25 protein-coding genes and 1 pseudogene are annotated in these 24,249 nt (G+C 68.8%); 12 read left to right on the top strand and 14 right to left on the bottom strand.

Annotated features, from left to right (window positions below):
• The first annotated feature begins 20 nt into the window (after positions 1-20).
• Together RBB84_RS00270 and RBB84_RS00265 are read left to right on the top strand one after the other, a co-directional pair.
• Positions 21-840: pseudogene (locus RBB84_RS00270) on the top strand (serine hydrolase).
• A 106-nt stretch (positions 841-946) separates the two neighbouring features.
• Complete coding sequence (locus RBB84_RS00265; RefSeq protein ID WP_064255907.1) at positions 947-2,041, top strand: hypothetical protein; 1,095 nt, start codon at positions 947-949, stop codon at positions 2,039-2,041.
• 18 nt (positions 2,042-2,059) lie between these two features.
• Here the strand turns inward: RBB84_RS00265 and RBB84_RS00260 are convergent, their stop codons facing one another.
• Positions 2,060-3,328, bottom strand: coding sequence for an MFS transporter (locus RBB84_RS00260; protein WP_064255908.1), 1,269 nt, complete (start codon positions 3,326-3,328; stop codon positions 2,060-2,062).
• Positions 3,325-4,011, bottom strand: coding sequence for a pyridoxamine 5'-phosphate oxidase (gene pdxH, locus RBB84_RS00255; protein ID WP_197481817.1), 687 nt, complete (start codon positions 4,009-4,011; stop codon positions 3,325-3,327). Before pdxH ends, RBB84_RS00260 begins: the two co-directional genes overlap by 4 nt.
• Positions 4,012-4,195: 184 nt before the next feature.
• On the opposite strand from pdxH, the gene RBB84_RS00250 reads away from it, so the two are divergent.
• The 4 genes from RBB84_RS00250 to RBB84_RS00235 all read left to right on the top strand — a co-directional run bounded on the left by RBB84_RS00250 (position 4,196) and on the right by RBB84_RS00235 (position 8,355).
• On the top strand, positions 4,196-5,323 hold the full coding sequence (locus RBB84_RS00250; RefSeq protein ID WP_019289920.1) for a citrate synthase 2: 1,128 nt from the start codon (positions 4,196-4,198) through the stop codon (positions 5,321-5,323).
• A 104-nt stretch (positions 5,324-5,427) separates the two neighbouring features.
• Entirely contained in the window at positions 5,428-6,549 is a 1,122-nt protein-coding gene (gene serC / locus RBB84_RS00245) for a phosphoserine transaminase (protein WP_064255909.1), read from the top strand.
• Positions 6,550-6,769: 220 nt separating this feature from the next.
• Positions 6,770-7,639 carry a septation protein SepH gene (sepH, locus tag RBB84_RS00240; protein WP_197481813.1) on the top strand — a complete coding sequence of 290 codons (870 nt, stop codon included), beginning with the start codon at positions 6,770-6,772 and terminating at the stop codon, positions 7,637-7,639.
• A gap of 14 nt (positions 7,640-7,653) precedes the next feature.
• The gene (locus tag RBB84_RS00235) at positions 7,654-8,355 is read left to right on the top strand and encodes a hypothetical protein (protein WP_006551661.1); all 702 of its coding nucleotides are present in this window, start codon (positions 7,654-7,656) and stop codon (positions 8,353-8,355) included.
• A gap of 33 nt (positions 8,356-8,388) precedes the next feature.
• Here RBB84_RS00235 and RBB84_RS00230 read toward each other — a convergent pair whose 3' ends face one another.
• The 8 genes from RBB84_RS00230 to RBB84_RS00195 form a co-directional block, all read right to left on the bottom strand.
• Positions 8,389-9,972: an alpha/beta-hydrolase family protein gene (locus tag RBB84_RS00230; RefSeq protein ID WP_064255987.1), complete on the bottom strand. Its 1,584-nt coding sequence runs from the start codon at positions 9,970-9,972 to the stop codon at positions 8,389-8,391.
• Positions 9,973-10,099: 127 nt separating this feature from the next.
• Positions 10,100-10,525 (bottom strand): hypothetical protein, encoded by a 426-nt coding sequence (locus tag RBB84_RS00225; protein ID WP_019289924.1) that lies wholly within the window; start codon positions 10,523-10,525, stop codon positions 10,100-10,102.
• A 210-nt stretch (positions 10,526-10,735) separates the two neighbouring features.
• Positions 10,736-11,152 carry an SHOCT domain-containing protein gene (locus tag RBB84_RS00220; protein ID WP_019289925.1) on the bottom strand — a complete coding sequence of 139 codons (417 nt, stop codon included), beginning with the start codon at positions 11,150-11,152 and terminating at the stop codon, positions 10,736-10,738.
• Between the two features lie 312 nt (positions 11,153-11,464).
• A complete protein-coding gene (locus RBB84_RS00215) occupies positions 11,465-11,890 on the bottom strand; it encodes a hypothetical protein (protein ID WP_019289926.1) in 426 nt (141 codons plus the stop codon).
• Positions 11,891-11,991: 101 nt separating this feature from the next.
• Entirely contained in the window at positions 11,992-12,264 is a 273-nt protein-coding gene (locus RBB84_RS00210) for a DUF2537 domain-containing protein (RefSeq protein WP_064255910.1), read from the bottom strand.
• Complete coding sequence (locus RBB84_RS00205; RefSeq protein ID WP_024103089.1) at positions 12,261-13,067, bottom strand: RNA methyltransferase; 807 nt, start codon at positions 13,065-13,067, stop codon at positions 12,261-12,263. The genes RBB84_RS00210 and RBB84_RS00205 overlap by 4 nt, the downstream gene beginning before the upstream one ends.
• 90 nt (positions 13,068-13,157) lie before the next feature.
• A complete protein-coding gene (locus RBB84_RS00200; protein ID WP_006551668.1) occupies positions 13,158-13,589 on the bottom strand; it encodes a MarR family transcriptional regulator in 432 nt (143 codons plus the stop codon).
• A 44-nt stretch (positions 13,590-13,633) separates the two neighbouring features.
• The gene (locus tag RBB84_RS00195; RefSeq protein WP_064255988.1) at positions 13,634-15,103 is read right to left on the bottom strand and encodes an NCS2 family permease; all 1,470 of its coding nucleotides are present in this window, start codon (positions 15,101-15,103) and stop codon (positions 13,634-13,636) included.
• Positions 15,104-15,183: 80 nt separating this feature from the next.
• Between RBB84_RS00195 and RBB84_RS00190 the strand changes: the two genes are divergently transcribed.
• Positions 15,184-15,435 (top strand): DUF2530 domain-containing protein, encoded by a 252-nt coding sequence (locus tag RBB84_RS00190; protein ID WP_006551670.1) that lies wholly within the window; start codon positions 15,184-15,186, stop codon positions 15,433-15,435.
• Between the two features lie 39 nt (positions 15,436-15,474).
• Here RBB84_RS00190 and RBB84_RS00185 read toward each other — a convergent pair whose 3' ends face one another.
• Genes RBB84_RS00185 through RBB84_RS00175 form a run of 3 tightly spaced genes read right to left on the bottom strand, consistent with a single transcriptional unit; the run spans position 15,475 to position 19,734 of the window.
• Positions 15,475-16,014, bottom strand: a complete 540-nt coding sequence (locus RBB84_RS00185; protein ID WP_019289931.1) for a phosphatase PAP2 family protein — start codon at positions 16,012-16,014, stop codon at positions 15,475-15,477.
• On the bottom strand, positions 16,011-18,821 hold the full coding sequence (locus tag RBB84_RS00180) for a hypothetical protein (protein WP_064255911.1): 2,811 nt from the start codon (positions 18,819-18,821) through the stop codon (positions 16,011-16,013). The genes RBB84_RS00185 and RBB84_RS00180 overlap by 4 nt, the downstream gene beginning before the upstream one ends.
• Before the next feature lies 1 nt (position 18,822).
• The gene (locus RBB84_RS00175; RefSeq protein ID WP_064255912.1) at positions 18,823-19,734 is read right to left on the bottom strand and encodes a DUF3027 domain-containing protein; all 912 of its coding nucleotides are present in this window, start codon (positions 19,732-19,734) and stop codon (positions 18,823-18,825) included.
• 135 nt (positions 19,735-19,869) lie between these two features.
• On the opposite strand from RBB84_RS00175, the gene RBB84_RS00170 reads away from it, so the two are divergent.
• The 3 genes from RBB84_RS00170 (at position 19,870) to RBB84_RS00160 (ending at position 22,943) form a co-directional block, all read left to right on the top strand.
• Positions 19,870-20,685: a glutaminyl-peptide cyclotransferase gene (locus RBB84_RS00170; protein WP_006551674.1), complete on the top strand. Its 816-nt coding sequence runs from the start codon at positions 19,870-19,872 to the stop codon at positions 20,683-20,685.
• Positions 20,686-20,776: 91 nt separating this feature from the next.
• Positions 20,777-22,453 carry an MFS transporter gene (locus RBB84_RS00165; protein ID WP_006551675.1) on the top strand — a complete coding sequence of 559 codons (1,677 nt, stop codon included), beginning with the start codon at positions 20,777-20,779 and terminating at the stop codon, positions 22,451-22,453.
• Position 22,454: 1 nt separating this feature from the next.
• Positions 22,455-22,943, top strand: coding sequence for a DUF2771 domain-containing protein (locus RBB84_RS00160; protein ID WP_006551676.1), 489 nt, complete (start codon positions 22,455-22,457; stop codon positions 22,941-22,943).
• Between the two features lie 68 nt (positions 22,944-23,011).
• Here the strand turns inward: RBB84_RS00160 and RBB84_RS00155 are convergent, their stop codons facing one another.
• On the bottom strand, positions 23,012-23,419 hold the full coding sequence (locus RBB84_RS00155; RefSeq protein ID WP_006551677.1) for a cold-shock protein: 408 nt from the start codon (positions 23,417-23,419) through the stop codon (positions 23,012-23,014).
• A gap of 194 nt (positions 23,420-23,613) precedes the next feature.
• Between RBB84_RS00155 and RBB84_RS00150 the strand changes: the two genes are divergently transcribed.
• Together RBB84_RS00150 and RBB84_RS00145 are read left to right on the top strand one after the other, a co-directional pair.
• On the top strand, positions 23,614-23,856 hold the full coding sequence (locus RBB84_RS00150) for a hypothetical protein (RefSeq protein WP_064255913.1): 243 nt from the start codon (positions 23,614-23,616) through the stop codon (positions 23,854-23,856).
• Positions 23,853-24,245, top strand: coding sequence for a YccF domain-containing protein (locus RBB84_RS00145; protein WP_064255914.1), 393 nt, complete (start codon positions 23,853-23,855; stop codon positions 24,243-24,245). Before RBB84_RS00150 ends, RBB84_RS00145 begins: the two co-directional genes overlap by 4 nt.
• Positions 24,246-24,249: the final 4 nt, after the last annotated feature.

Raw genomic sequence — 24,249 nt, 5'->3', positions numbered from 1 at the left:
CACGTGCGGCGACGCTGTCGGTGCGCGGGGACGAACGCGTGGTCCTCGCGTCGGTGTACAAGCTTCCGCTGTTCCTCGCGTTCTGCGCGGAGGTGGACGCCGGCCGACTCGACGCATCCGGGCAGCTGCGGATCGTGCCGTCGGACTGCACCCCCGGCCCGACCGGGATCGCGAGCTTCCGGGATCCGGTGACGATGAGCCGACGCGACGTGGCCGCATCGATGATGACGGTGTCCGACAACGCGGCGGCCGATGTGCTGCTCGGCGAGATCGGCACGACCACCGTCGAGAAACTCCTCGCGCGCCTCGGACTCACGCGGACCCGGATCATCGGCGGCACGGCGGACGTCTATCAGCGCCTCGTCGAGGAGACGGACACCCGCACCACCGTCGAGGCGTTCCGGGCGCTCACCGACATCGACGCGGCCTGGACGGTCTCGGCGTACGACCCGGCCTACACGAGCGCGACCATCCCGGAGGAGATGACCCGGCTGCTCGAGGCCGTGTGGTCGGGGCTCGGTGCTCTCGCCCGAGAGCACCGCCTTCGCGCAGCAGGTGATGCGCGCCCAGGTCTGGCCGCACCGCATCGCGTCGGGCTTCCCGCATCGCGGGGTCGCGATCGCCGGCAAGACCGGCACGATCGGCATCATCCGCAACGAGGTGGCGGTCGTCGAGTTCCCCGGCGAGTATCCGATCGCCGTCGCGGTGTTCACCCGCGCCGCCCGCGCGGATCCCGTACTGCCGGTCGTCGATGCAGCGATCGGTGAGGCCGCGCGCATCGCCGTCACCGAACTACGGGCGCCGCTCGCCGATCCCCGAGCGTTCCCGCCCGAGGTGTGACAGCGTTCCCGCCCGAGACGTGATGCTCCGTCGCCGTCGTCGTTTGCCCGCGCACCGGGTCGGGCACCCGAAACAGGAACAGTGAATCGACGACGAAGGAGCAACAGTGAAGGCCGATCGATTCCAGGAACTCGCTTCCGCTGCCGGTCCGTTCGCCTCGGTGTACTTCGAGGACACGCACACGACCGAGGATGCTGCGAAGGTCGCCGAACTCACCTGGCGCGCGATCTCCGAGAAGCTCGAGGAACTGGGGGTGTCCGAGGAGGTGCGCGCTCACGTCGAACACGCGGTGACCGAGGGGCCCACACCGGTCGGGACGAGCGGCCGCGCGGTGGTGGCGAACGCAGACCGCGTATGGGTCGACGAGCGGTTGGTCCGCCCTCCGCTGCAGACCGAGGTGCGATGGTCGGACGGTCCCTACCTGATTCCGCTCGTCGAACACGGCAGCCGAGGACGTCCGCATCTCGTGGTCAGGGTCGACCACGTGGGCGCAGATCTGACGGTTCACGACCGCAACGGCGCCGTCGTGCACGAGGAGACGGTCGAAGGAGACGACCACCCCGTGCACAAGGCCTCCGGGGCACAGACTCCCGGTTACGGCGATCCGGAACCTCCGGTGGAGGAGCAGCGCCGGCGGAACATCGCGAAAGTGGCGGAGCGTGTCACCGAACTCGCCGACGAGTACGGCACGGACCCGGTCTTCCTGATCGGTGAGGTCCGCTCCCGGAACGACCTGGCCGATGCTCTCGTTTCCCGCACGGCGGACGTGGCGGTGCAGGTGGAGACCGGTTCTCGCGCGGAGGGGTCCGATCCTGCGCAGACCCGGGCCGCCCTCGACGAAGGGCTCGCCCAGCAGCGGCTCGCCGAGATGGACGAGGCCGCCGAACGGTTCCGCGCCGGGGCCGGCACGGGGCTGGCCGTCGAGGGTCTGGCCGAGGTCACCGCGGCCCTGCGCGAACGTCGGGTCGAGTCGTTGATCATCGGCGATCTCGGGGACGCGACCGTACTGGTCGGGGACGATCCGTCCGTCGTCGCCCAGGACTCCGACGCGCTCTCGGCGATGGGATCGGAGAACGAACGGGTGTGCCGGGCGGACGAAGCCCTGCCGGTCGCAGCGGCGGTGACGGGAGCCGACCGCCTGGTGCGGATCGACGAGCGTCTGAGCCCCGCCGACGGGATCGCAGCGCTCCTGCGTTACTGATCCGCGCTACCCGCACCCTCAATCGAGGGTGCGGGTGACCCGGTACCGGACGAAGGCCGGGAAGGCGACGACGCACACGAGCGTGCCGACGATGACGAGGACGCCGCCACCGGCAGCCGCGACGGCCGTGCCTGCGGCCGCTGCGGCGGCGCCGTGGAGCACGTCGCCGATGCGCGGTCCGCCCGCGACGACGACGATGAACACGCCCTGCAAGCGGCCACGCATCTCGTCGGTGGCGACGGTCTGCAGCATCGTCGAGCGGAAGGCCGCGGACACCATGTCGACCGCCCCGCCGAACGCCAGGAAGAACAGGGCGACCCACAGCAGCAGACCGCTGCCGTCGGGCTCGGCCCACCACACCGCGACACCGAAGCCGACCATCGCCACGCCCCACAGGACGATGCACACGATCACGGCGAGACCCTGGCGCTGCACCCGCGGCAGCCATCCGGAGAAGACGCCGCCGATCGCCGCGCCGACCGACATGGCCGCGAACAGCAGACCGAGGGCGAAGCCGCCCTGCGCCGGATCGCCGAACGACTCGTGGGCGATCTGCGGGAACAGGGCGCGCGGCATCCCGAACACCATGGCGACGATGTCGACGACGAACGACGCCAGCAGGATCTTCTGGCCCGACAGGTACCGGAAACCGTCGAAGACCGCGCGCAATCCGGCCTTGGTGACCTCACCGAGCGGCGGAATCGCCGGGAGTCGGACCACCGCCCACAGCGTGGCGAGCAGGAAAATCGCGTCCAGCAGGTAGAGGGTGGACAGACCCACGACGGGAATGAGAGCGCCGGCGAACAACGGACCGGCGATCGCCCCGAACTGCACGACCGTCATGTTCAGCGAGGTGGCCGCCGCGATCTGCCCGACCGGCAGCAACCGCGGGATCACCGCCGCCCGGGTGGGCTGGTTGACGGCGAAGAACGCCTGCTGCACCGAGAAGAGACAGAGCAGTACCCACACGTTGTTCAGACCGATCGCGGCCTGCGCCCACAACAACAGCGACGTGACACCGAGACCGGTGGAGGTGACGATGAGCAGTTTCCGGCGGTCCATCGCATCGGCGAGCGCTCCACCCCACAGGCCGAACACCACGAGCGGCACGAGCCCGAACACGCCGGTCAACCCCACATAAGCGGAGTTCCGGGTGATCTCGTAGATCTGCTGGGGTACGGCGACGACCGCCATCTGCGCACCGATGACGGTGACGATCCCGGCCCACCACAGCCGGGCGTAGTCCTTGTTGCGCAGCGGTGTGGTGTCGGCGAGCAGGCGCCTCACGGTTGCAGACGCTCGGCGATCCAGCGACCGTCCACCAGGCGGGTCCGGATCCGGTTGTGCAACCGGTTGGGCCGGCCCTGCCAGAACTCGACGGACTCGGGCACGATGCGGAATCCACCCCAGAACGGCGGCACCGGGATGTCGTCGTCGACCTCGTAGCGCTCGGCGGCCTCGACGAGGGCGTGCTCGAGATCGGCGCGTTCGGCCACGGGACGCGACTGCTGCGACGCCCATGCGCCCAGGCGGGATCCGCGTGGCCGCGTCTGCCAGTACGCGAGGGTCTCCTCGTCTGGCACGCGCACGACCGGTCCGCGGACGGTCACCTGCCGGTAGACCGGTAGCCAGAGGAAGGTCGCCGACGCGTAGGGGTGCCCGGCCAGATGGCGGCCCTTGTCGGACTCGAAGTTGGTGAAGAAGGTCAGGCCGTCGGCGTCGATCTTCTTGCACAGCACGGTGCGGGTCGCCGGGTGGCCGCGCTCGTCGACGGTCGCGAGCACCATCGCGTTCGGCTCGGGCACCGCGGTGGCGACCGCGTTCGCAAACCACGTACGCACCAGCGGAAGCCAGCCCTCGGCGACATCGCCGGGGGTGAGATCGCGGTCGGCCGAGGACTCGTCGGTCGGCCCGGACGGGCTGTAGTCGACACGCATACGCGCGAGGTCGTCACCCTCGGGGCGCGGCAACGGGAAATCGGACGGCACGAACGACGACGGTACTCCCGGCATCCGGGCAGCGACGCTCGGACCACGGGCGCTACAGTTTTCACGACGACCCGAGTGGGGCGCCGATCACACCTGACGGTGACCTCATTCCACCGGCAGCGCGGCTCGGACCGGGCCGTGCTCGAACGAGGAGAGCCCAACCGTCATGGCAGCGCGCGCGTCAGTTCCCGAGGATTTCGTCGCAGGACTCGAAGGCGTGGTCGCCTTCACGAGCGACATCGCCGAGCCCGACAAGGACGGTGGCGCACTGCGCTATCGCGGCGTCGACATCGAAGAGCTCGTCGAGAAGGGAGTGACCTTCGGCGACGTGTGGGCCCTGCTCGTCGACGGCGAGTTCGGTCGCGGCCTGTACCCGGCCGAGCCGTTCCCCCTGCCGATCCACACCGGCGACGTGCGTGTCGACGTCCAGGCCGGTCTGGCGATGCTCGCACCCATCTGGGGCTTCCGTCCGCTGCTCGACATCGACGACGCCACGGCCCGCGACAATCTCGCCCGCGCCGCGGTGATGGCCCTGTCCTATGTGGCGCAGTCCGCCCGCGGCATCTACCAGCCCGCCGTGCCGCAGCAGCGCATCGACGAGGCGAGCACCGTCACCGAGCGCTTCATGGTGCGGTGGAAGGGCGACCCGGATCCCAAGCACGTCGAGGCGATCGACGCCTACTGGGTGTCGGCTGCCGAGCACGGCATGAACGCGTCGACGTTCACCGCCCGCGTGATCGCCTCCACCGGCGCCGACGCGGCGGCCTCGCTCTCCGGTGCCGTCGGCGCGATGTCCGGCCCGCTGCACGGCGGTGCGCCGGCCCGCGTGCTGCCGATGATCGAGGAGACCGAACGCACCGGCGATCCGCGCGGTCTGGTCAAGGGCATCCTCGACCGCAAGGAGAAGCTCATGGGCTTCGGTCACCGTGTCTACCGCGCCGAGGACCCCCGGGCCCGGGTGCTGCGCAGCACCGCCCAGCGGCTCGACGCTCCGCGCTTCGAGGCGGCGGCCGCGCTCGAGCAGGCCGCCCTCACCGAGCTGCGCGAGCGTCGTCCCGACCGGGCGATCGAGACCAACGTCGAGTTCTGGGCTGCGGTGATCCTCGATTTCGCCGAGGTCCCCGCCGCGATGATGCCCGCGATGTTCACCTGCGGACGGACCGCCGGCTGGTGCGCCCACATCCTCGAGCAGAAGCGTCTGGGCAAGCTCGTGCGTCCCGCGGCGATCTACACCGGCCCCGATCCGCGCCCTGCCTCCGAGGTCACGGGCTGGGATTCGATCACGCATCGCTGATGCCTCTTCCTCGGCCGGGCCGACCAGCGCCCGGCGGAGGCTCCGAGGGGGCGGTCTAGACTACCTGTGCACCATGTCCCTCGACTCTTAGGACACGCATTCCGATGGCAGACGCGTCACCGATCATTCCCGCCGACCTCAAGCCCGCAGACGGCCGCTTCGGCTGCGGCCCGTCCAAGGTTCGTCCCGAGCAGCTGCAGTCGCTGGTCGATGTCGGCGCTTCGGTGTTCGGCACCAGCCACCGGCAGAAGCCGGTCAAGGACGTCGTCGCCCGTGTCCGCTCGGGTCTGCGCGACCTGTTCTCCCTGCCCGAGGGCTACGAGGTCGTCCTCGGCAACGGCGGCACCACCGCCTTCTGGGACGCTGCGGCCTTCGGTCTGATCCGGGAGCGCTCGCAGCACTTCACCTACGGCGAGTTCTCGTCGAAGTTCGCGACGGTCGCGAAGAAGAACCCGTTCATCGGCGATCCGATCGTCGTGGGTTCGGAGCCGGGCTCGGCTCCGGAGATCGTCGCCGACGCGTCGGCCGACCTCATCGGCTGGGCGCACAACGAGACCTCCACGGGTGTCGCGGTTCCGGTGCAGCGTCCCGCCGGTTCCGACAACACCCTGATCGCGATCGACGCGACCTCGGGTGCCGGCGGCCTGCCGGTGAACATCTCCGACACCGACGTGTACTACTTCGCCCCGCAGAAGTGCTTCGCCGCCGACGGTGGCCTGTGGATCGCACTGATGAGCCCGGCCGCGCTCGAGCGTGTCGCAGAGATCAAGGAGTCGGGTCGCTTCACCCCCGAGTTCCTGTCGCTGCCGATCGCCGTCGACAACAGCAGCAAGGACCAGACCTACAACACCCCGGCACTGGCCAGCCTGCTGATGTTCGCGAACCAGATCGAGTGGCTCAACGGCAACGGCGGTCTCGACTGGGCCGTGGCGCGCACGAAGGATTCGTCCTCGCGCCTGTACGAGTGGGCCGAGGCCTCCGAGTACGCGACGCCGTTCGTCGCCGATCCGTCGCTGCGTTCGCAGGTCGTCGGCACCGTCGACTTCGCCGACTCCGTCGACGCGGCGAAAGTCGCGAAGATCCTGCGGGCCAACGGCATCGTCGACACCGAGCCGTACCGCAAGCTCGGCCGCAACCAGCTGCGCATCGGTATGTTCCCGGCCATCGATCCCGAGGACGTCACGCAGCTGACCAAGTGCATCGACTGGGTCGTCTCCCAGCTCTGAGTACGCCGCACAGCGGGGCCGGGTCCGATGTCGGATCCGGCCCCGTTGTTGTCATAGTCTCGACCTCGCATCGAGACATTTCGGCGAACCCTGGACGATAACGCGCCGCGTCGGATTTCTTGCGATGTCGCTCGGCGTGGCGCGGCGTGTCCGGCCACGAAAAATATCCAGGTCGGTTACAGTCGTGCGGGTCAATCGCGATCGGCGCGAGGAGGTCAAGGTGCGAGAGCTTCGAGTGGTCGGTCTCGAGCCCGATGCTAAGCATGTGGTGCTCGCCGATCCCACGACGGGGGACAAGTTCCGCATTCCCGTCGACGACACCCTGCGCGCGGCCGCTCGCGGAGATCTGGCCCGTCTCGGCCAGATCCAGATCGAGACGACCAGCCAGCTCCGCCCTCGCGAGATCCAGGCCCGCATCCGCGGCGGCGCCTCGGTCGAACAGGTGGCCGACGAGGCCGGCGTCCCGGTCGCCAAGGTCGAACGGTTCGCCTATCCCGTCCTGCTCGAGCGGTCCCGGGCCGCCGACATGGCCAAGAAGGGCCATCCCGTCCGCCCCGACGGTCCCGCCGTCGAGACCCTCCACGAGATCGTCACGCAGGCCTTCCGCGCTCGCGGGCACAGCCTCGACGAAGCCGAGTGGGACGCCTGGCGCGACGACGAGGGCTTCTGGGTCGCGCAGTTGCGGTGGCACGCCGGTCGTTCCACGAACCGCGCGCACTGGCGCTACCAGCCCGACGCTCACGGCGGCACGATCACCGCGCTCGACGACATTGCCGCCGATCTCGTCGATCCCGATTGCGGCCGTCCCCTGCGCTACCTGACCCCGGTCTACTCGGCGCGCGACGTCGACGATTCCACTGAGGTGGAGAACGCCGACCGTCACGCCCCGATCGAGCTGGAGGCTCCCGCTTCCGACGAACCGGCTCCGGAGCCGGTCGCCGACGAGGAGACCACCGTCGCCGTCACGGTGCCCGACGACGCCGATGCATCGCGCGCGTCGCAGGCTCCCGCGAAGGACAAGCGCGGCAAGCCCGCGCTCCCCTCGTGGGACGACGTGCTGCTCGGTGTGCGCAGTAACGGACGCGTCTGAGGAAGTCGTCGACGATGTCGGCGACAGTGTCGACGCTCTGGTACGTCGACGCACCCGATCCCGTAGCGGTGCTGCGCGAGTTCTCTCCGGACCGCGATGCGGCGCGAGCACTTCTGTCGCGTCTGTTCCCGGAGTTCCAGGTCGATCCCGGCGCGCGGGTACCGCTCGCCGACGCCGGGGGCACCGGCGAGGACGATGGCGCCGAACAGTTCCGGGTCGGTAGCTATCCCGGTGTGACGGTGGTGTCGAGCCCCCGATTCGCACTACGCCACCCCTCGGAGCTGCCCACGATGTGGTTGCGCACGCCCGCCGCCGAACGCACGTGCCTGCTGGCATCCGATCCGGCCGGTGCGTGGGGATCGTTCGCCGTGTGGGAGTGCGGCCGGCTGCGCCGCGGCTTCGGAGCGAACACCGTCGAGTTCTTCGAGGACCAGGGAATCCCGTTCGTATGGGAGCGGCCGTTCTGGGCGGGCGAGCATCCGCTCCGCTGGCCGCCGAACGTACCCCCTCCCCCGGAGTCCCTGCCCTTCCACCCTCGCAAGCTCGTCGAGGAGGCCCACGGGGCGTGGCTCGGGTTCCGCTATGTCGGGCGCCGCGACGACGAACTCGACCCGCGGAACATCGACACCTGGAGTTTCACGCTGCGCACCCCGGTCCCGCAGATCTCCGTCCCCGCACCGAAGACCTCCTGGTGGCGGCGACTCGCGGCGCACTGACGTGCCGTCGAGCGACGCTCCCGGTCGGACTCGTCACTCCTCTGCTCCGACAGTGAATTTCGCCTCGTCGATGTCGTCGGGTGTGATCTCCGGGGATTGCAGGACGAGAGCCCAGGCGTCGACGTACTCGGTGCTGTACTTGTGGCCGTGCCCGGCCGGGACACCCGTGGAGAAGGGCAGATCGGCCGTGACCTGCCAGAAGGTCACGAACGGGATCCACACCATGTCCTCGAGCACGTCGCGGCCGGGGGCTTCGCCGATCCAGTCCGGCTCACTCGTGATCAGGTGCGGACTCCACCAGACGATCGGGTCCGACGGGTGCATCAGATACAGCACCCGACTCCCCTCCCACGGCTCGTCCGTCGGCGGGATCTCCGCCTGTGGGTCGTTCGTGAACCGCACCGTGCGGCCGTCCCGGAAGACCGGTTCGATCTCGGGGCTGCCGGCCTCCCGGCGATCGCTGAACTCCCGGAAGAGGACGTTGAAGTTCGGAGGTCCGGCGAAGACCGTGCCCGACGTGCGATTGCGCAGGTCGTACTCGCCGCTGAAGGCGGTCTCCCCGCCGAACGAACCGAGGCTCTCCCCAGCCACGAGCAGTCGGGGGCGGGCATCCTGGGGAAGCTTCGACCAGACGTCGTAGACCGCGTCGAACAGGTCGCGTCCGGCTTCCCGCGCCTTCGACTGATCGACGAGATAGGAGATCCACGAGGGCAGATAGGAGTACTGGATCGCGACCGTCGCGACGTCGCCGCCGGTGAGGTACTCGACGGAGTCCACCAGGGCCGGGTCCACCCAGCCGCTCCCCGTCGTCGTCACGACGACCAGGTTGCTCCGCTCGAATCCTCCTGCCCGGGTGAGGTCCTCGACAGCGAGGGACGCGCGATCCTCGGTGTCGTCCGCCGATGCCAGGCCGGCGTAGATCCGGATCGGTTCGAGGGCAGGATCTTCGGTGAACTCACCGAGTTGTTCGGTGGTCGGCCCCTGCCCGACGAAGATCCGCCCCTGCCACCCGAGAGAATCCCACGGAACGACCGAATCCGGTCCACCGGAGCGGAGTGCGGTCGTCGGTTGCTGCACACCTTCCTCGGTTCTCGTGTCCCGCGCCGAGAACGCCGCATTGGCGGCGTCGATGAAGCCGGCGAGGAGCACTCCGGAGACGATCGCGTACACGAGTCCCGCGACGAGAACCCACCCCACGACGTTCGCGGCCCGCTGCCCGATCCACCGGTCGAGTGTCCGTGCCGCCCAGTGGTACAGGGCGCGGATACCACGTCCGATCGCCAGCAGCACAGCGAACATCACGACCGCGACGAGCGGGGAGAGAACCGCAAGTGCCAGGTTGTACTCGGAAACCCCCATCAGAGTACGGATCTCGTGCTGCCAGTACTGGCCGAGCCCGAAGAAGACCGCGAAGAGGACCGCCCCGCAGGCGCCGAAGATCCACCACGACGCAGCCTTGGGAGACCGAGGAGGCCGGTCGGCGAAGGCGCGCCACACGAACGCGAGGAGCACGCCGAGGCCGTATCCGATCGCGGCAGTGATCCCGCAGATCATCCCCTGCAGGATCCCGCCGCGCGGAAGCAACGACGGGGTGAACGACAGGCACGCGAAAAGCACTGCACCCCAACACCCGGGAAGTGTGAGGTGCAGTGCCCACCGCCGTGCCCGCGATCGGGGAACTTCGGTCGCGACGTTCGCGCCCGGATCACCCCGGACGTTGCGGCCGTCTTCTTGCACGGTCGCGTCAGTAGTAGTCGGAGCGTGGCTGCCAGGTCGAGATCGCCCAGATCACGACCGCGTCCAACGCGATGATCAGGATCGACCACCACGGGTAGTACGGCAACCACAGGAAGTTCGCGATGATCGACAACGCGGCGATGATGATGGCCGTGACGCGAGCCCACGTGGCACCGCTCATCAACGCGAGACCGGCGACCAGCATCACGACACCGAGGACGATGTGAATCCATCCCCACGTGGTGAAGTCGAACTTGAACGTGTATTCCACGCCCCGCACGAACACTTCGTCCTCGGCCACCGCAGCGATGCCCTGGAAGATCTGGACGATGCCGACAGTTGCCAGGATGATCGCTGCTCCGATCGAGGTGCCTGCGGCGATGCCCTGTTTGACACTGACCCCGCCCCGGTCGGGGCGTACATCCTGTGACATGACAATCCTCTCGTGTACGAAGGAGACATCGACCGTGCGCCGATCCTCGCGAGGAACGGTCACGGTCCGATTCTCAGGAACAAGGGTGCCTGCGGGTTATGCTGCCACCCTTACACTTTCGACCGCCGGCTCCTCGACGCGACGAGGCGTCGAACGCACGAGCCGACCACGGGAGGACTCCGTCCGCAGCGCCCTCCCCGCGACGACGATTCACGCGATGGGCACGCCGTCACGTCCGGTCGTGGCGTTGCCGAGCGCCTGCGCCTTGAGGTGTTCGTACTCCGCGGGCGTGATCGCACCGGAGTCGAGCAGGGCCTTGGCATCGGCGATCTGTTGAGCCGGGGATTTCCCGACCGCCACGGTCCGGATGTATTCGTCGGTGGCCTGCTTCGCCTCGGCCTGGGCCTGTTGTGCCCGCAGAGCCATTCCCCGACCGCGGACGATCAGGTAGACCAGCGCTGTCAGGTACGGAAGGAGCACCAGACCGATGACCCACATCGCTTTGACCCAACCGGACACGGAGTGATCCCGGAAGAGGTCGACGATGATTTGGAACAGGACGATCAGGTATGCCACGAAGGCGAATACGACGACGGTGTACCACACGTAGTCCCAGAATGAATCCATAGCCGAACCTCCTCGGCCGAACCGATGGCGGGACGATGCCCCCATGAAACCACCGGAGAATGAAGATCTCGAATCCTGTTTCCCCCTGCGGTGTGCCGCTACGGCACTGCCACTACTCGCGGCCCCCGGTCCACTCATCGATACCGGCGTCGAATCGTGACGACTGTCCGATTCGGGCTTCGGCAGGTCCATCTTCAGTCATGACGACCTCCGTCCCTCTGATCGGGGAGGGCCGGATATACCATACGCCCGTTCATGGGTGGAGGACATCGGTTTGCGCAATCGGCGCGCTTCGGTACCGGCTCGAGTCGGTCAGGAGTACACCGCGCGGGGGTTCCAGGTCGCGATCGCCCAGATGACCACTACATCGAGGGCGATGATCGCAAGCGCCCACCCTGGGTAGTAGGGAAGCCACATGAAATTCACCAGGATCGACAGCGCGGCGATGACCATTGCGGAGACGCGCGCCCATGTCGCCCCGGAAATCAACGCGATGCCCACGATCACCATCACGACACCGACAACGATGTGGACCCACCCCCACGTGGTGAGATCGAACGTGAACAGATACTCCTGGCCGGCGACGAAGACTTCGTCCTCGGCGACCGCAGCAATTCCCTGCAACAGTTGCAGAGCACCGATCAAGGTCATGATGATTGCGGCACCGACCGACGTGCCCGCGGCGAGACCCTGCTTGACCGACATTTCCTCCCGCTCGGCATGCACATTGCGTGACATGATGCTCCTTCCGGATGACCCGACATCTCGAGTGTGCGCTTCGTCGGAATTCTCCAATGGAGGTTGGGGGTTTTCCGCCGGCAATCGCACCCAGAACTCGTTCAGGACCCGAGCAGCGCGAGCCAGCCGAACGGCACACCGGCCAGGAAACCGGCGGCGAGCCAGCGCAGTACCTGCACCCGGAGCCACGACCACACGGTCGGCGCGACTCCCGCGACCGTCACGACATTGACGACGACGGCGAGGACCGGATGGATCCGGCCGAGCACCTGCCCGCAGGCGACGACGGTGATGACGGTGGCGGCGAAGGATAAAGCCGTCAGCGTGAGCCCCGTCGCCCAGGGAGTGGGCGCAGGACCGCGAGCCTGGCTCATCGCGGAAGCCGCACCCGCTCGTAGAACGCCATCGCAGCCGCGGTGGCCACGTTCAGCGAATCCGTGCCGACAGCCATGGGAATCCGGGCACGCACGTCGGTCGCCCGCATCGCATGTTCGGTCAGGCCCGGCCCCTCGGCGCCGAGCAGGAGCGCGACTTTTTCCCCCGTCATCGCTTCGGCGAGCGGGATCGCCCGTGGGTCCGGGGTCAGGGAGATCAGTTGGAATCCTCTGCTGCGCAACAGATCCAGGTCGTACGGCCACCGGTCGACGTGCGCGAAGGGGACCCGGAGGACGTGCCCCATCGACACGCGCACCGCACGCCGGTACAGAGCGTCGGCGCATCCTTTCCCGAAGAGCACACCGTCGACGCCGAGTCCGGCGGCGTTGCGGAACATCGAGCCGACGTTCTCGTGGTCGTTGACCCCTTCGAGCACCGCGACCGTGGTTGCCTTGTCGAGGACGTCGTCGAGCGAGAGCGGTTCGGGCCGGTGCGCGACGGCGAGCACCCCGCGGTTGAGGTGGAAGCCGACGACCTCCGCCATGGTCGCCGCATCGGTGCGGTAGAACGGCACGTCGACGTCACGCAGGTCGTCGGCGAGTTCGTCCAGCCGCCGACTCACCCCGAGCAGGCTGGTCGCAGCGAACCGGGAGTCGAGCATGCGCTGGACCACCAGCACACCCTCTGCGATCACCAGACCCTTGCCACCGGGAAGGTCGGGCCGACGGTCCGCGGAGTTGAGATCGCGGAAGTCGTCCACCCGGGGGTCGGAAGGATCGTCGATGTCGATGACGTGAACCACCGGGTCATTCTCCCAGCGGCCCTGCACCCTCCCGCACCGGGTCGGTCGTCACGACCGCGGTGCGGTCGGTCGTCATCGACCGCGGTGCGGTCAGTCGTCTTCAGCGACGAGCGCCGTGAGGATTCCGACGGCGTCGCGCAACGTGGCGAGCGAGTCGGGATCGAGTTTGTCGAGCCGTTCGGTCAGCCACACTTCGCGTGCCTGCGCCTCGTCGGCGAGCAATTCCCTCCCGGCTTCGGACAGCGTCACGATGATCTGTCGTCCGTCCGTCGGGTGCGGCGTCCGCTCGACGAGACCGAGTTCGTGCAGAGACGCGATGACCCTGGTCATCGAGGGTGGTTGGACGCGTTCGCGCGCTGCCAGTGCCCCCGGGGTCATCGCACCTTCCTGCGCGAGGGTGGCCATTGCCGAGATCTGGGTCAGAGAAACTCGGGAATCGGTGCGTCTCCCCCGCAGATGACGCGTCAGACGCACAACGGCGAGTGAGAGGTCACCGGCGAGTGCGCGTGTATCCGAGATCATGGCGTGCAGAATACGTCACATCGCCCGAAACACGCGTCGGCTGCCTAGGTGAGCAGTTCCGTGAGCGGATCGACCGAGAAGTACAGGGCGAACAGCACTGCGACGATCCACATCAGTGGATGGATGGTGCGGATTTTGCCGCTCGCGGCGTGCAGGATCACCCAGGTGATGAAGCCGACGCCGATGCCGTTGGCGATCGAGTAGGTGAACGGCATGACCATGATGGTCAGGAAGGCCGGCAGCGCCACAGCGAACACCGAGAAGTCGATGTCGCGGACCTGGCCGATCATCAGGGCACCGACCACGACGAGAGCCGGAGCGGCCGCTTCGATCGGGACCACCTCGTACAGCGGGGTCAGGAACATCGCGAGCAGGAACATCACACCGGTGACCACGTTGGCCAGGCCCGTGCGGGCTCCTTCCGCGATACCCGAGGCCGATTCGACGAACACCGTGTTCGACGAGGCGGAAGCGCCACCACCGACGATGGCGCCGGTGCCCTCGACGACGAGGGCCTTGCCGATGCCGGGCAGGGTGCCGTTCTTGTCGGCCAGGCCGGCTTCCTTGCCGAGGCCGGTCATGGTGCCCATGGCGTCGAAGAAGTTCGCGAGGACGAGCGTGAACACGAGCAGGGTCGCGGCGATCACGCCGATGCGGGTGAACGCGCCGAACAGGTCGACGTTGCCGACGAGGCTCAGGTTCGGGATGCCGAAGAAGGAGTCGGGGGCGTCGGGGGTGCTGAGGTTCCAGCCCTTGGGGTTGGTGCCCAGCGACGGGCCGACGTCGGCGATGGCCTCGATGATCATCGACAGGATCGTCGTGGCGACGATGCCGATCAGCAGTCCGCCGCGCACCTTGCGTGCGACGAGCACACCCATGAGCAGCACACCGACGACGAAGACGAAGGTCGGCCACGACGCGATGGAGCCGTCGATGCCCAGGCCGACAGGGACGGTGGTGCCGGCGGCGTCGGGGATGCGGCGGACGAAGCCGGCGTCGACGAGGCCGATCATGGCGATGAAGGCGCCGATACCGGCAGCGATGGCGGCCTTGAGTTCTGCCGGGATCGCGTTGAAGACCGCGGTGCGGAAACCGGTCAGGGCCAGCACGACGATGATGATGCCGTCGATGACCACCAGGCCCATCGCTTCGGGCCAGGTGACCTGCGGCGCGATGGTCACCGCCAGCAGGCTGTTGATGCCGAGGCCGGCGGCGATGGCGAACGGATAGTTGGCGACCACACCGAAGACGATGCTCATGAAGCCGGCGACCAGCGCGGTGACGGCGGCGACCTGGTTGATGGGCAGGATGTTGCCCATCACGTCGATCTTCGCGCTCGCGTCGTCGGCGGAGAAGCTACCGAGGATCAGCGGGTTGAGGACCACGATGTACGACATCGCGAAGAACGTGACGATGCCGCCACGAACCTCTCGGGACACGGTGGAACCGCGTTCGGTGATCTTGAAATAGGTGTCCAGGAAGGACGTTCGCTTGGAGTCGGTGCCTACGGCCATGTCCACAAATCCGCTCGTCGAGTACGGGGCGTCGCAACGGGAACCGATTATTGCAGCGCGAAGGAACTAATCTGCAAACCGTGGAACCCGCCCAGCTCGTCGCAGCCCGCATCCGACGCCTCGCCGACCCTCGCCCCGCGCTTGCCGTGGGAACCGGTCTGTGGGTGGTGGCGACCGTCGTCGTGGCGGTGGTGGGCGGAGAACTCCGGGACGATGTGCTTCCGGTCTGCGTGGCGGGAATCGTGGTGGGGCTGCTGGGAACTGCGCTCTTCCTGTTGCAGCGTCGCGCCGCCCGACGCGGTGACCGGGGCGCCCAGGCGGGGCTGGACTGACCCTCGCCCACGGCCGTCCGCGACAAGCCCACAGCGGTGTCAGCGACGGATCCGCACCCGAGTGATCAACCACACCCACAGCAGGGCCCATGTGATCCCGAAGATCCAGCCTGCGACGACATCGGTGAACCAGTGCGCCGCGAGGTAGACGCGAGAGAGCCCGATCACGAGGGTGTAACCGGCGAGCGCGATCGTCGCGGCGGTCCGGCGGCGATCGCCGCGCGGCCACGTGCGCACGACGACCGCGACGAGCACCGTGGCCAGAACTGCGCTGGTCATCGCGTGTCCGGACGGGAACGACTCGGTGCGCAGGGCCAGGAGCCGTTCGGGTTCCGGTGGCCGGACACGGCCGAACAGATTCTTGAGCAACACCATCAACGGCCAGCCCGTGAGGACCGCTCCGGCGACGAGGACGGCGTCGGACAGACGATCGGCCCGCACCAGCAGCAGCGTCGTCGCCGCGGCGATCAGGCTCGTCGCGACTCCCCCGCCCGTGTGGGTGAGTGCGGTCACCGCGGTGGTCAGCCACGGCTCGCGGAGCGACACCATCCAGTCGAGCACCGCGGCATCGAGCGTCACGGTTCGGTTCTCACGTCCGGAGCCGTGAGCGCGGTGAGTGCCGCGGCCAGGCCGATCGGTGTGCTGTGGACGGTGCCGGCCGCGTCGACCCACCACGGGACCTCGACCTCACCGGTCAGGACTCCGGAGCAGCGGAGGACGAGTCGGTCGTGCAGCGCGAGTACGCCGCGCGGAAGCGGCACCCCGGCGACGATTCCGGCCAGGACCGCGGCCGGTTCGCGCTCCCACGTCGAACTCCTCCCCTGCTCGACGGGTTCGGCGTCGACCACCGCGGACGCCACGGCGATGTCGAGCACGTCCGCGAGCGCGTGGGCGGTTCCCCTGCCGCCGGTGACGAGGCGGTCGTGCGGGATCGCGGCCGCGAACCACGGACGGTCGGGTACGAGAGCGTCGGCTGCGTCGACGACGACACCCGACAGGCTGCGCACCCCGTCGGGCAGAGTGACCGACTCGGGATCGAGACCACCCGACGAGAACGCCGCGGCGAGCGCGTCGTGCGCGGCGACGATCGCGGCCGGCCCCGGCGACCTGCTGTCGTCCGCGAGCCGGTCGAGCAGTGTCTGTGCCAGTTCGATGTCGTCGATCCGCGTTCCGGCGAGGGCGCTGCGGAAGGCCGATGCGTCGGGGTGGGTACAGGGATCGAGCAGACCTTCGAAGAGGGTGTCGTCGGCGAACCGGTAGTGGCCCAGAGGCCGGCCGTCGAGCGACGCGCGGGTGCGCAGATACCACGCCGTATATCCGGCGGGGTCGGCGATCGCTTCGGCCGTCGTGGGCTCGGCGGCCAGCAGGGTCAACGCCCGCGACCAGCGGCGATCGTCGACGAGATCGAGGTCGCGCACCGCGACGAGCACCTCGGGATCGTCGTCGAGCCGCTCCCACCACAGGTGTTCGTCGGGCAGATCGTGGTCGGGGCCGGTCGGCAGTTCCGCACGCAGGACCGTGAATCCCCAGCCCACACCGATCGCCCGCAGGGCGTCGGCCCCGTACCGGTCGACGACGGACGGGTCGACGGTGCCGAAGGGCGCGTCCTCGACGAGTACTTCTGCGAGCGGTGCACCGGGAAGCAGGAGTTCGTCGGCGGGGACGAGGTCGCCGTGGGTGTCGGGCAGCAGCAGTGCCCCGAGTTCGCGGGGCACGGCCGCGGGCGACACGAGCGGCACCAGTCGCAGCACGACGTCGGCGAGCTCACCGGCCGGGAGGTCGCCCTCCGGGTGGAGGTCGTCGGGATCGGTGTCCTCGACGGCCGCGACGAGCGCCGGGTCGGCGAGCAGGTTCTCGACCGTCACGGTGCCGGCTCCGAGCCGGGCGAGCAGCGGATGCGCGGCGTCGGGATGGACGAGACGCACCCACGGCATGGACACCGGGCCGATATCCTGCAGTTGCGTTGCGAGAACGGCCGTACGCGGGCCGGTCACGGTCCGTCCGTCCGACAGCGGAACCGGCAGCGATGCGAGTTCCTCGGCCGCGACCGCGTCGACGACGAGCGGAGTGAGCGCCTCGTACAGGCGGTTCCACCACTTCGGATCGCGTTCGTGCCCGGAGAGCAGTTCGGCCAGTCGCGCGAGACCGAGCCGGTGCACGCCGACGGCGGACAGCGCGGACGCATGTCGCGGCCCGCACAACTCGGGGATCACGAGCCCCGGGACCACCTCGCCGAGGACGTCGGCGAGGTCGTCGGTGAGACCGGGAAGTGCGACGGCCCGGTCGGGCACCAGATCGGCGCTGCGGTCGGCGGCGGGAAGCCACGCGCCGGCAGCCAACTCGTCGAGGATCGCCTCGCGGATGCGTTCGTCGACCTCGCTGCGCGCGAAACCCGGCAGGGGCACGAGGTCGAGTCGCTGCTCGGCGGGCAGAGCCGCGACGAACCGCGCGTATCCGCGGGCGACGTTCTCGACGTGGGCTCCGGGAAGCACGCGCCTCCGGTCGGGTTGCATGGCGACGTCGGCGACGACGATCGCGGGAAGTGACAGCTCCTCGTCGGAGCGGGTGGGGGCACGCAGGACATCGCTGCGGACCGGGTCGACCCGCCCGTCGACGACGGGCACCAGCCATCGCGCCGACGCTCCGGCGAACTCCCACCAGGTGCGATCGCCGATCCGCACCTCCCACAGGCCGTTGTCGAGTTCGCGCCGGTGACGGGTGAATTCGTCGTCGGCGACGAGGACGGTGTGCAGGCCCGGGAGTTCGAGCAGGATGTCGTGGGCCTCGGATCGGAAGGCGTCGAGCAGTGCGACCGGGTCCACCCCGGGGCGCAGGGTCAGCACGACCTCGGTGTCGCTGCCGGTCGCCGGCGGGGCCTCCGTCGGCCACACGAGGCGCAGCGCCGGGACACCCGACTCCGGCTCGGGCAGGTTCCGCTCGGCCAGCACCGCGCGGGTGCGCTCGGCCGAGAAGTGGAGCGAACCGGTGCGCGAACGCACCTCGATGTCGTCGGAGACCGACAGCACCGCCGTGAAGCCGACACCGAACCGCCCCACGGTGGATCCGGCGCCGGTCTTGTTCGACGAGCGCAGTGCGGTCAGCGCGTGGACACCGCCCTCGTGGAGCGGCTCACCGATGTTCGCGACGTGGAGACGGCCGTCGGCGAACCAGACACGCAGCTCACCCGGTACATCGGCACGCGCGGCGGCGTCGGCGGCGTTCTGGGCGAGCTCGGTCAACACGCGGTCGCGGTAACCCGCGCGGACATGATCGGCCTCGGTCGCCGCGTCCTCGCGCAGACGGGTGGGCGACGACGACCAGGCCGCGAGGATCCCTTCGCGTAACGCCGCGGTCCCGAACGGATCCGCGGGGTCCGGCCGGGTCACGTCAGTCGGTCTGTTCCGACTCGGACGGGGACGGCTCGGACGGGGACGGCTCGGACGACTCGGGGGCAGACGACTCGGGGGCGAGCTCGTCCGTGGAATCGGTCGGCGTGGACTCGGTGCTCACGACCTCGGTGCTCACGACCTCGGTGGTCGCGGACTCCGCAGGCGCCGAGCCGGCCGGTCCGACCTCGACGACCTCCACTGCCGAATCGTCGAACGCCTCGTAGATCGGCGAACCGGCGCCGGTGGGCAGGGTCGTGTCGGAATGCGCGCCGCATCCGTACTCGGCGTGCACGACGTGACCGTCGGCGGCGAACTCGTTGCCGCAGACGCCGAAGGCCGCACGCAGCGATCCGGCGAGCGGAAGATAGAAACCACACAGGCGGCACGATGACGGAGCGGCCTTCGCCATCTCCGAGTCGGGACCGTATTCGCTGTCGAACCAGCGCTGCGCTGCCTCGAGGCGACCTTCCAGACTCATGACCTGCTTGCGGCCCAGCCCGATCTCGAGGGCGGTCTCATCGACCTCGGGGTCGCCGGACAGCATGTAGCCGGGAACCAGGCGCACGTCGTCGGGAGCGGGAGCCAGCAGGTCGCCGGGACCCAGATCGCCGGGACGGATCCGCTCGCTCCACGGCACCCACTCGGGGGCGACGAGCGCGTCGGGACCGGGCAGGAGCACGAGTTCGCTCACAGTCACCCGATCCGAATCCGGGGCGGCGGCCACGACGACGGCCCACTGCCAACCGCGGTAACCCGGCAGCTCCGAGGCGAAACGATGGGTGGCCGAGCACTCGTCCTCGCGCGTCACGCCCAGATAGGCGCCGACTCCACCGTCTCCGAGTTCGTCGAGTGCGGCCCGAGCGAGGTCGACGGCGTCGGCGAGCACGGAACGCACCGCCGGATCGACCACGGGGTTCGTTCCTCGGGAAGTGGAAGCAGAGGCAACACTCACGACCCCCATTCTGCCTGACCTGTCTGCTCCGGCGCCTGCGGGTCGCGGAAGGTCGTACAGGCACCGCTCACACGTGAGGTGCAGGATGGGCGCGTGCCCCGTCTTCTCCTCTCGGCCGCGGTCGCGACGGTCGTCTGCGTCACCACCGCCGGATGCGGCGACGATCTCGTCGCCGAACCCGGTCCACCCGCCACCGAACTCGGTGTGGAAGTCGTCGCCACGCACCCCCACGATCCGGAGGCGTTCACCCAGGGCCTCGAGATCGACGAGGGCGAACTGCTCGAAGGCACCGGCCGGGCCGGGCGCTCGTGGGTGTCGGCCCGAGAGGTCGACCTCGACGGCGGGACCGTCACCCTCGCCGAGACCGAGCGCACCCGCGAACCCGTCCTCGACGACCTCTTCGGTGAGGGCATCACCGTGGTCGGCGACGAGGTGTGGCAGCTGACCTGGAAGGACGGCACGGCCGTCCTCCGCGATCGCGACACCCTGCTCGAGAAGCGCCGGGTCGACTACGACGGCGAGGGCTGGGGGCTGTGCGCGCAACCCGGCCGTCTGGTGATGAGCGACGGCTCGGCCGAGCTGATCTTCCGCGACCCCGTCACCTTCGACGAACTCGGGCGCGTCACCGTGCACCGGGACGGACGTGCCGTGTCGAAGCTCAACGAACTCGAGTGCGCCGAGGACGGCAGGGTCTGGGCGAACGTGTGGCAGACGGACGAGATCGTGCTGATCGATCCGGCCTCGGGCCGTGTGGAGGCCCGGGTCGACGCGGCTCCGCTGCGTGATCGGCTGCCCGCGGGAGCCGATGTGGACGTCCTCAACGGCATCGCACGGATCCCCGGGACCGATCGGTTCCTGGTGACGGGCAAGTACTGGCCGACGCTGTTCGAAGTGCGTTTCGTGGAGTGATCCGGGTGGCATACCGATCGCGGCACGCGTCACTCGGGCCACGTGCCGCCCTTGTGTTACAGCCGCTATCGCGTGGGGAAGAATCGAAGACGTGACCGAACCGGACGAGCGACCCGCCCCCGAGGGAGCGGACGGCCGTGTCCCGGGTTCGCAGCATCCGGGGTACAGCAACTATCCGCCTCCGCGCCGCGTCTCGGGCCGTCGCACTCCCCTGCCGCCCCTCCATCCCGTCGACCATCCGCGCCGACCGCCGGGTGCGTCGGCGGCCGGTCGGGCGGAGTCCTCGTCCGAGACCGACTCACCGCGGGCTCCGCGCATGCCGCGGAAACTGACGGTGACGCGGGTCGCGGCCCTGCGCAGCCGCGAACTCACCTCGAAGGGCATCGCGACCTTCCGCCGAGCGGCCACGGCCGACGGCGCCGACAAGTCGGGCCTGACGGCGCTCACCTACGCGACGATGGCGAACTTCGCCTCCGACGCGGCCATCGCCGTCGCGCTCGCGAACACCCTGTTCTTCTCGGCGGCCACCGGTGAGGACAGGACGAAGGTCGCGCTGTATCTGCTCATCACGATCGCGCCGTTCGCGATCATCGCCCCGCTCATCGGGCCGCTGCTCGACAGGTTGCAGCACGGTCGTCGCGTCGCTCTGGCGACGTCCTTCGCGCTGCGCACGGTGCTCGCGGTAGTGCTGGTGTTCAACTTCGACAGCTGGCTGTTGTATCCGGCGGCGCTCGGCATGATGGTGCTGAGCAAATCGTTCGCGGTGCTCAAATCCGCGGTGACACCCAGAGTCCTGCCACCGGAGATCGATCTGGTGCGGGTGAACTCCCGGTTGACGGTCTTCGGCCTGGTCGGCGGCACGATCGGTGCCGGCGCGATCGCGGCGGCCGCGGCATGGGCATTCGGTTCGTCGGGCGCACTGTGGCTGTGCGCCGGGATTACCGCATTCGGCGCCTATCTGAGCATGCGTATCCCCGCCTGGGTCGAGGTCACCGAGGGTGAGGTGCCGGCGACGCTGTCGTACCACCGCTCCGACGCGCGCACCGAGGTGCTGAACGCCGACACCGTGACCGAGGTGATCGTCACCAAGTCCGGGAAACGGAAGCAGCCGCTGGGACGGGCGGTGGTGACCGGACTGTGGGGCAACGGCACGATCCGCATCCTCACCGGCTTCCTGACCTTGTTCATGGCGTTCGTCGCGAAGAACACCACCGGACAGGATCCGCTCATGCAGGCCGCGATGCTCGGTGGTGTCGGTGCCGCCGCCGCGGTCGGCAACTTCGCGGGCAACGCGACCGGAGCGCGACTCGCGCTCGGACGGCCCGCTCTCATCGTCGTGCGGTGCACCGCCGCGGTCGTCGTCGTGTCCGCCGTCGTCGCTGCGACCGGCAACGTCCTGGCCGCCGCGCTGGCGGCGCTCGTGGCGGCGTGCGCCAGCGCGCTGGCCAAGGTCTCGCTCGACGCATCGCTCCAGCAGGACCTTCCCGAGGAGTCCATCGCGTCCGGATTCGGCAGGTCCGAGACGGTTCTCCAGCTCAGCTGGGTGTTCGGCGGAGCGATGGGTGTGCTGTTGCCGACCGAACTGTGGCTCGGGTTCGCTGTGGTCTCCGTCGTGCTGGTTCTCGGATTCGCGCAGACGGTGCTGACATACCGTGGGGGGACATTGCTGCCGGGATTCGGCGGCCGTCGACCCGAACGCGTCTCCACCGAGACGGCTGCCGGGCGGAGGCGCGCCGGTGGATCCCCCACCGAAGATTGGAACAGTTGAGTTGCAGGCCCGGACGAAGAAGACTCTCGCGCTGCTGCTGGTGGCCCTGGTGGTCGTGGTAGCGGGAGTCGCCGCCACGGTGTGGAAACTGGTCGATTCGGCCGAGCCCACGCTCCCCACCATCACCGCGTACGCACGGGGAAAGACCGTGACGGTCGATCCCGCGCAGCACTGCAATCTCTATCTCGAGGACTGCGTGGAGAACCCGATCGGTCAGCTCGACGTGCCGGCCGGCTACCCGCTGCAGCTGTCGCTTCCGAACGAGATCGCCGATGCTCCGTGGCGCATCCTCACCGTCTACGGCGACACGCAGACCGGGCAGACCTACATCGACGGCGCGATGTTCGAGGCCGGTGCACGCCGCACCCTCACCGTGGAGAGCTCCCCGGAGCTGCAGTTGCTCGGAGTGGAGATCCAGCTGCCGTCGGCCGTCGTCGACGAGGCCGGTGAACCGATCGCGCACGCCGTGTGGGCCGTCAAGACGTTCTGAGTCCCGACCCCGCATACGACGACGGGCCGTCCTCGCACACGGCGAGGACGGCCCGTCGTGGTTCGTCCCTAGTGATCGAGCTCGCGCGCGATCGCCCGCATGACCTCGGAGATGCGCTGCCCGGTCTTGCGGTCGGGGTAACGCCCGCGCCGCAGATCGGGCTGGACCGCTGCTTCGAGCAACTTGATCATGTCCTCGACCATGCCGTGCAGTTCGTCCGGCGCGCGGCGCTTCTGCTGGGCGGGAGCCTCGCGGCGACCCTGCCGCAACGTGGGCTGCTCGAGGAGCTCGACCTTCAGCGCCTGCGGACCCCGACGGCCCACCGCCATACCGAACTCGACGCGCTGACCGGGCTTGAGCGCTTCCACTCCCTCCGGCAGTGCCGAGGCGCGGACGTAGACGTCCTCACCCTCGTCCTGGGACAGGAAGCCGAAGCCCTTCTCGACGTCGTACCACTTCACCTTGCCGGTCGGCACCGCGCTCACCTGCTCCTCGAAAGCTGTGCCCCACAGCGGGGCAACCCGTTTACCATGCAAAACAACGCGCCCCGGCTCGGTCGAGCGGGACGCGTAGACACCTGTCAGTGTACCCGCAGAGGTGGGTCCGCCCCCGAATCGTCTTCCCGCTCCCGGACGTCACAGTCCGTCCTTGCGGCGACTACCGTGGTCACGTGGGTACTTCATCTTCGGATTCGTCTGCCGCCCCGCGTAACGGCCTCCTGAAGGCCGCGATCGCCTGCTTCGTCGTCGGTGTGGTGGCGGTCGTCGCCATCTTCCTCATTCCGGCGGTCACCGACGGCAAGCCCGGACTCGCGCTGTATCTGTTGACCCTCGCATGGCCGTTGGGTTTCGCCCTCGCCATCGCCTTCGCGCTGCGCTCGGGCCGGCGCGCTCGGAACGGAGACCGGACATGAGGATCCTGCTCAACATCATCTGGTTGATCTTCGGCGGGCTGTGGCTCGCGCTCGGCTACTTCGCGGCAGGTCTGATCTGCTGCATCCTCATCATCACCATCCCGTTCGGCATCGCGTCGTTCCGGATCGGTATCTACGCGCTCTGGCCGTTCGGCAAGACGACGGTCGACAAGCCGACGGCCGGCACCATGTCGCTGATCGGCAACGTCATCTGGATCCTGGTGGCCGGTATCTGGCTGGCCCTCGGCCACATCGCCACCGCGCTCGCCATGGCCGTCACGATCATCGGCATCCCGCTCGCCGTCGCCAACCTGAAGATGATCCCGATCTCCCTGATGCCCCTGGGGAAGGAGATCGTTCCTGTGGATGCCCGCCCGAGTCACCTGTGATCTT

This window comes from Rhodococcus sp. D-6 (genome assembly GCF_040256695.1).
Lineage (GTDB): Bacteria > Actinomycetota > Actinomycetes > Mycobacteriales > Mycobacteriaceae > Rhodococcus > Rhodococcus pyridinivorans.
Note: the sequence above shows the minus strand (reverse complement) of the source record. Positions and strands in the feature narration are given on the sequence as shown.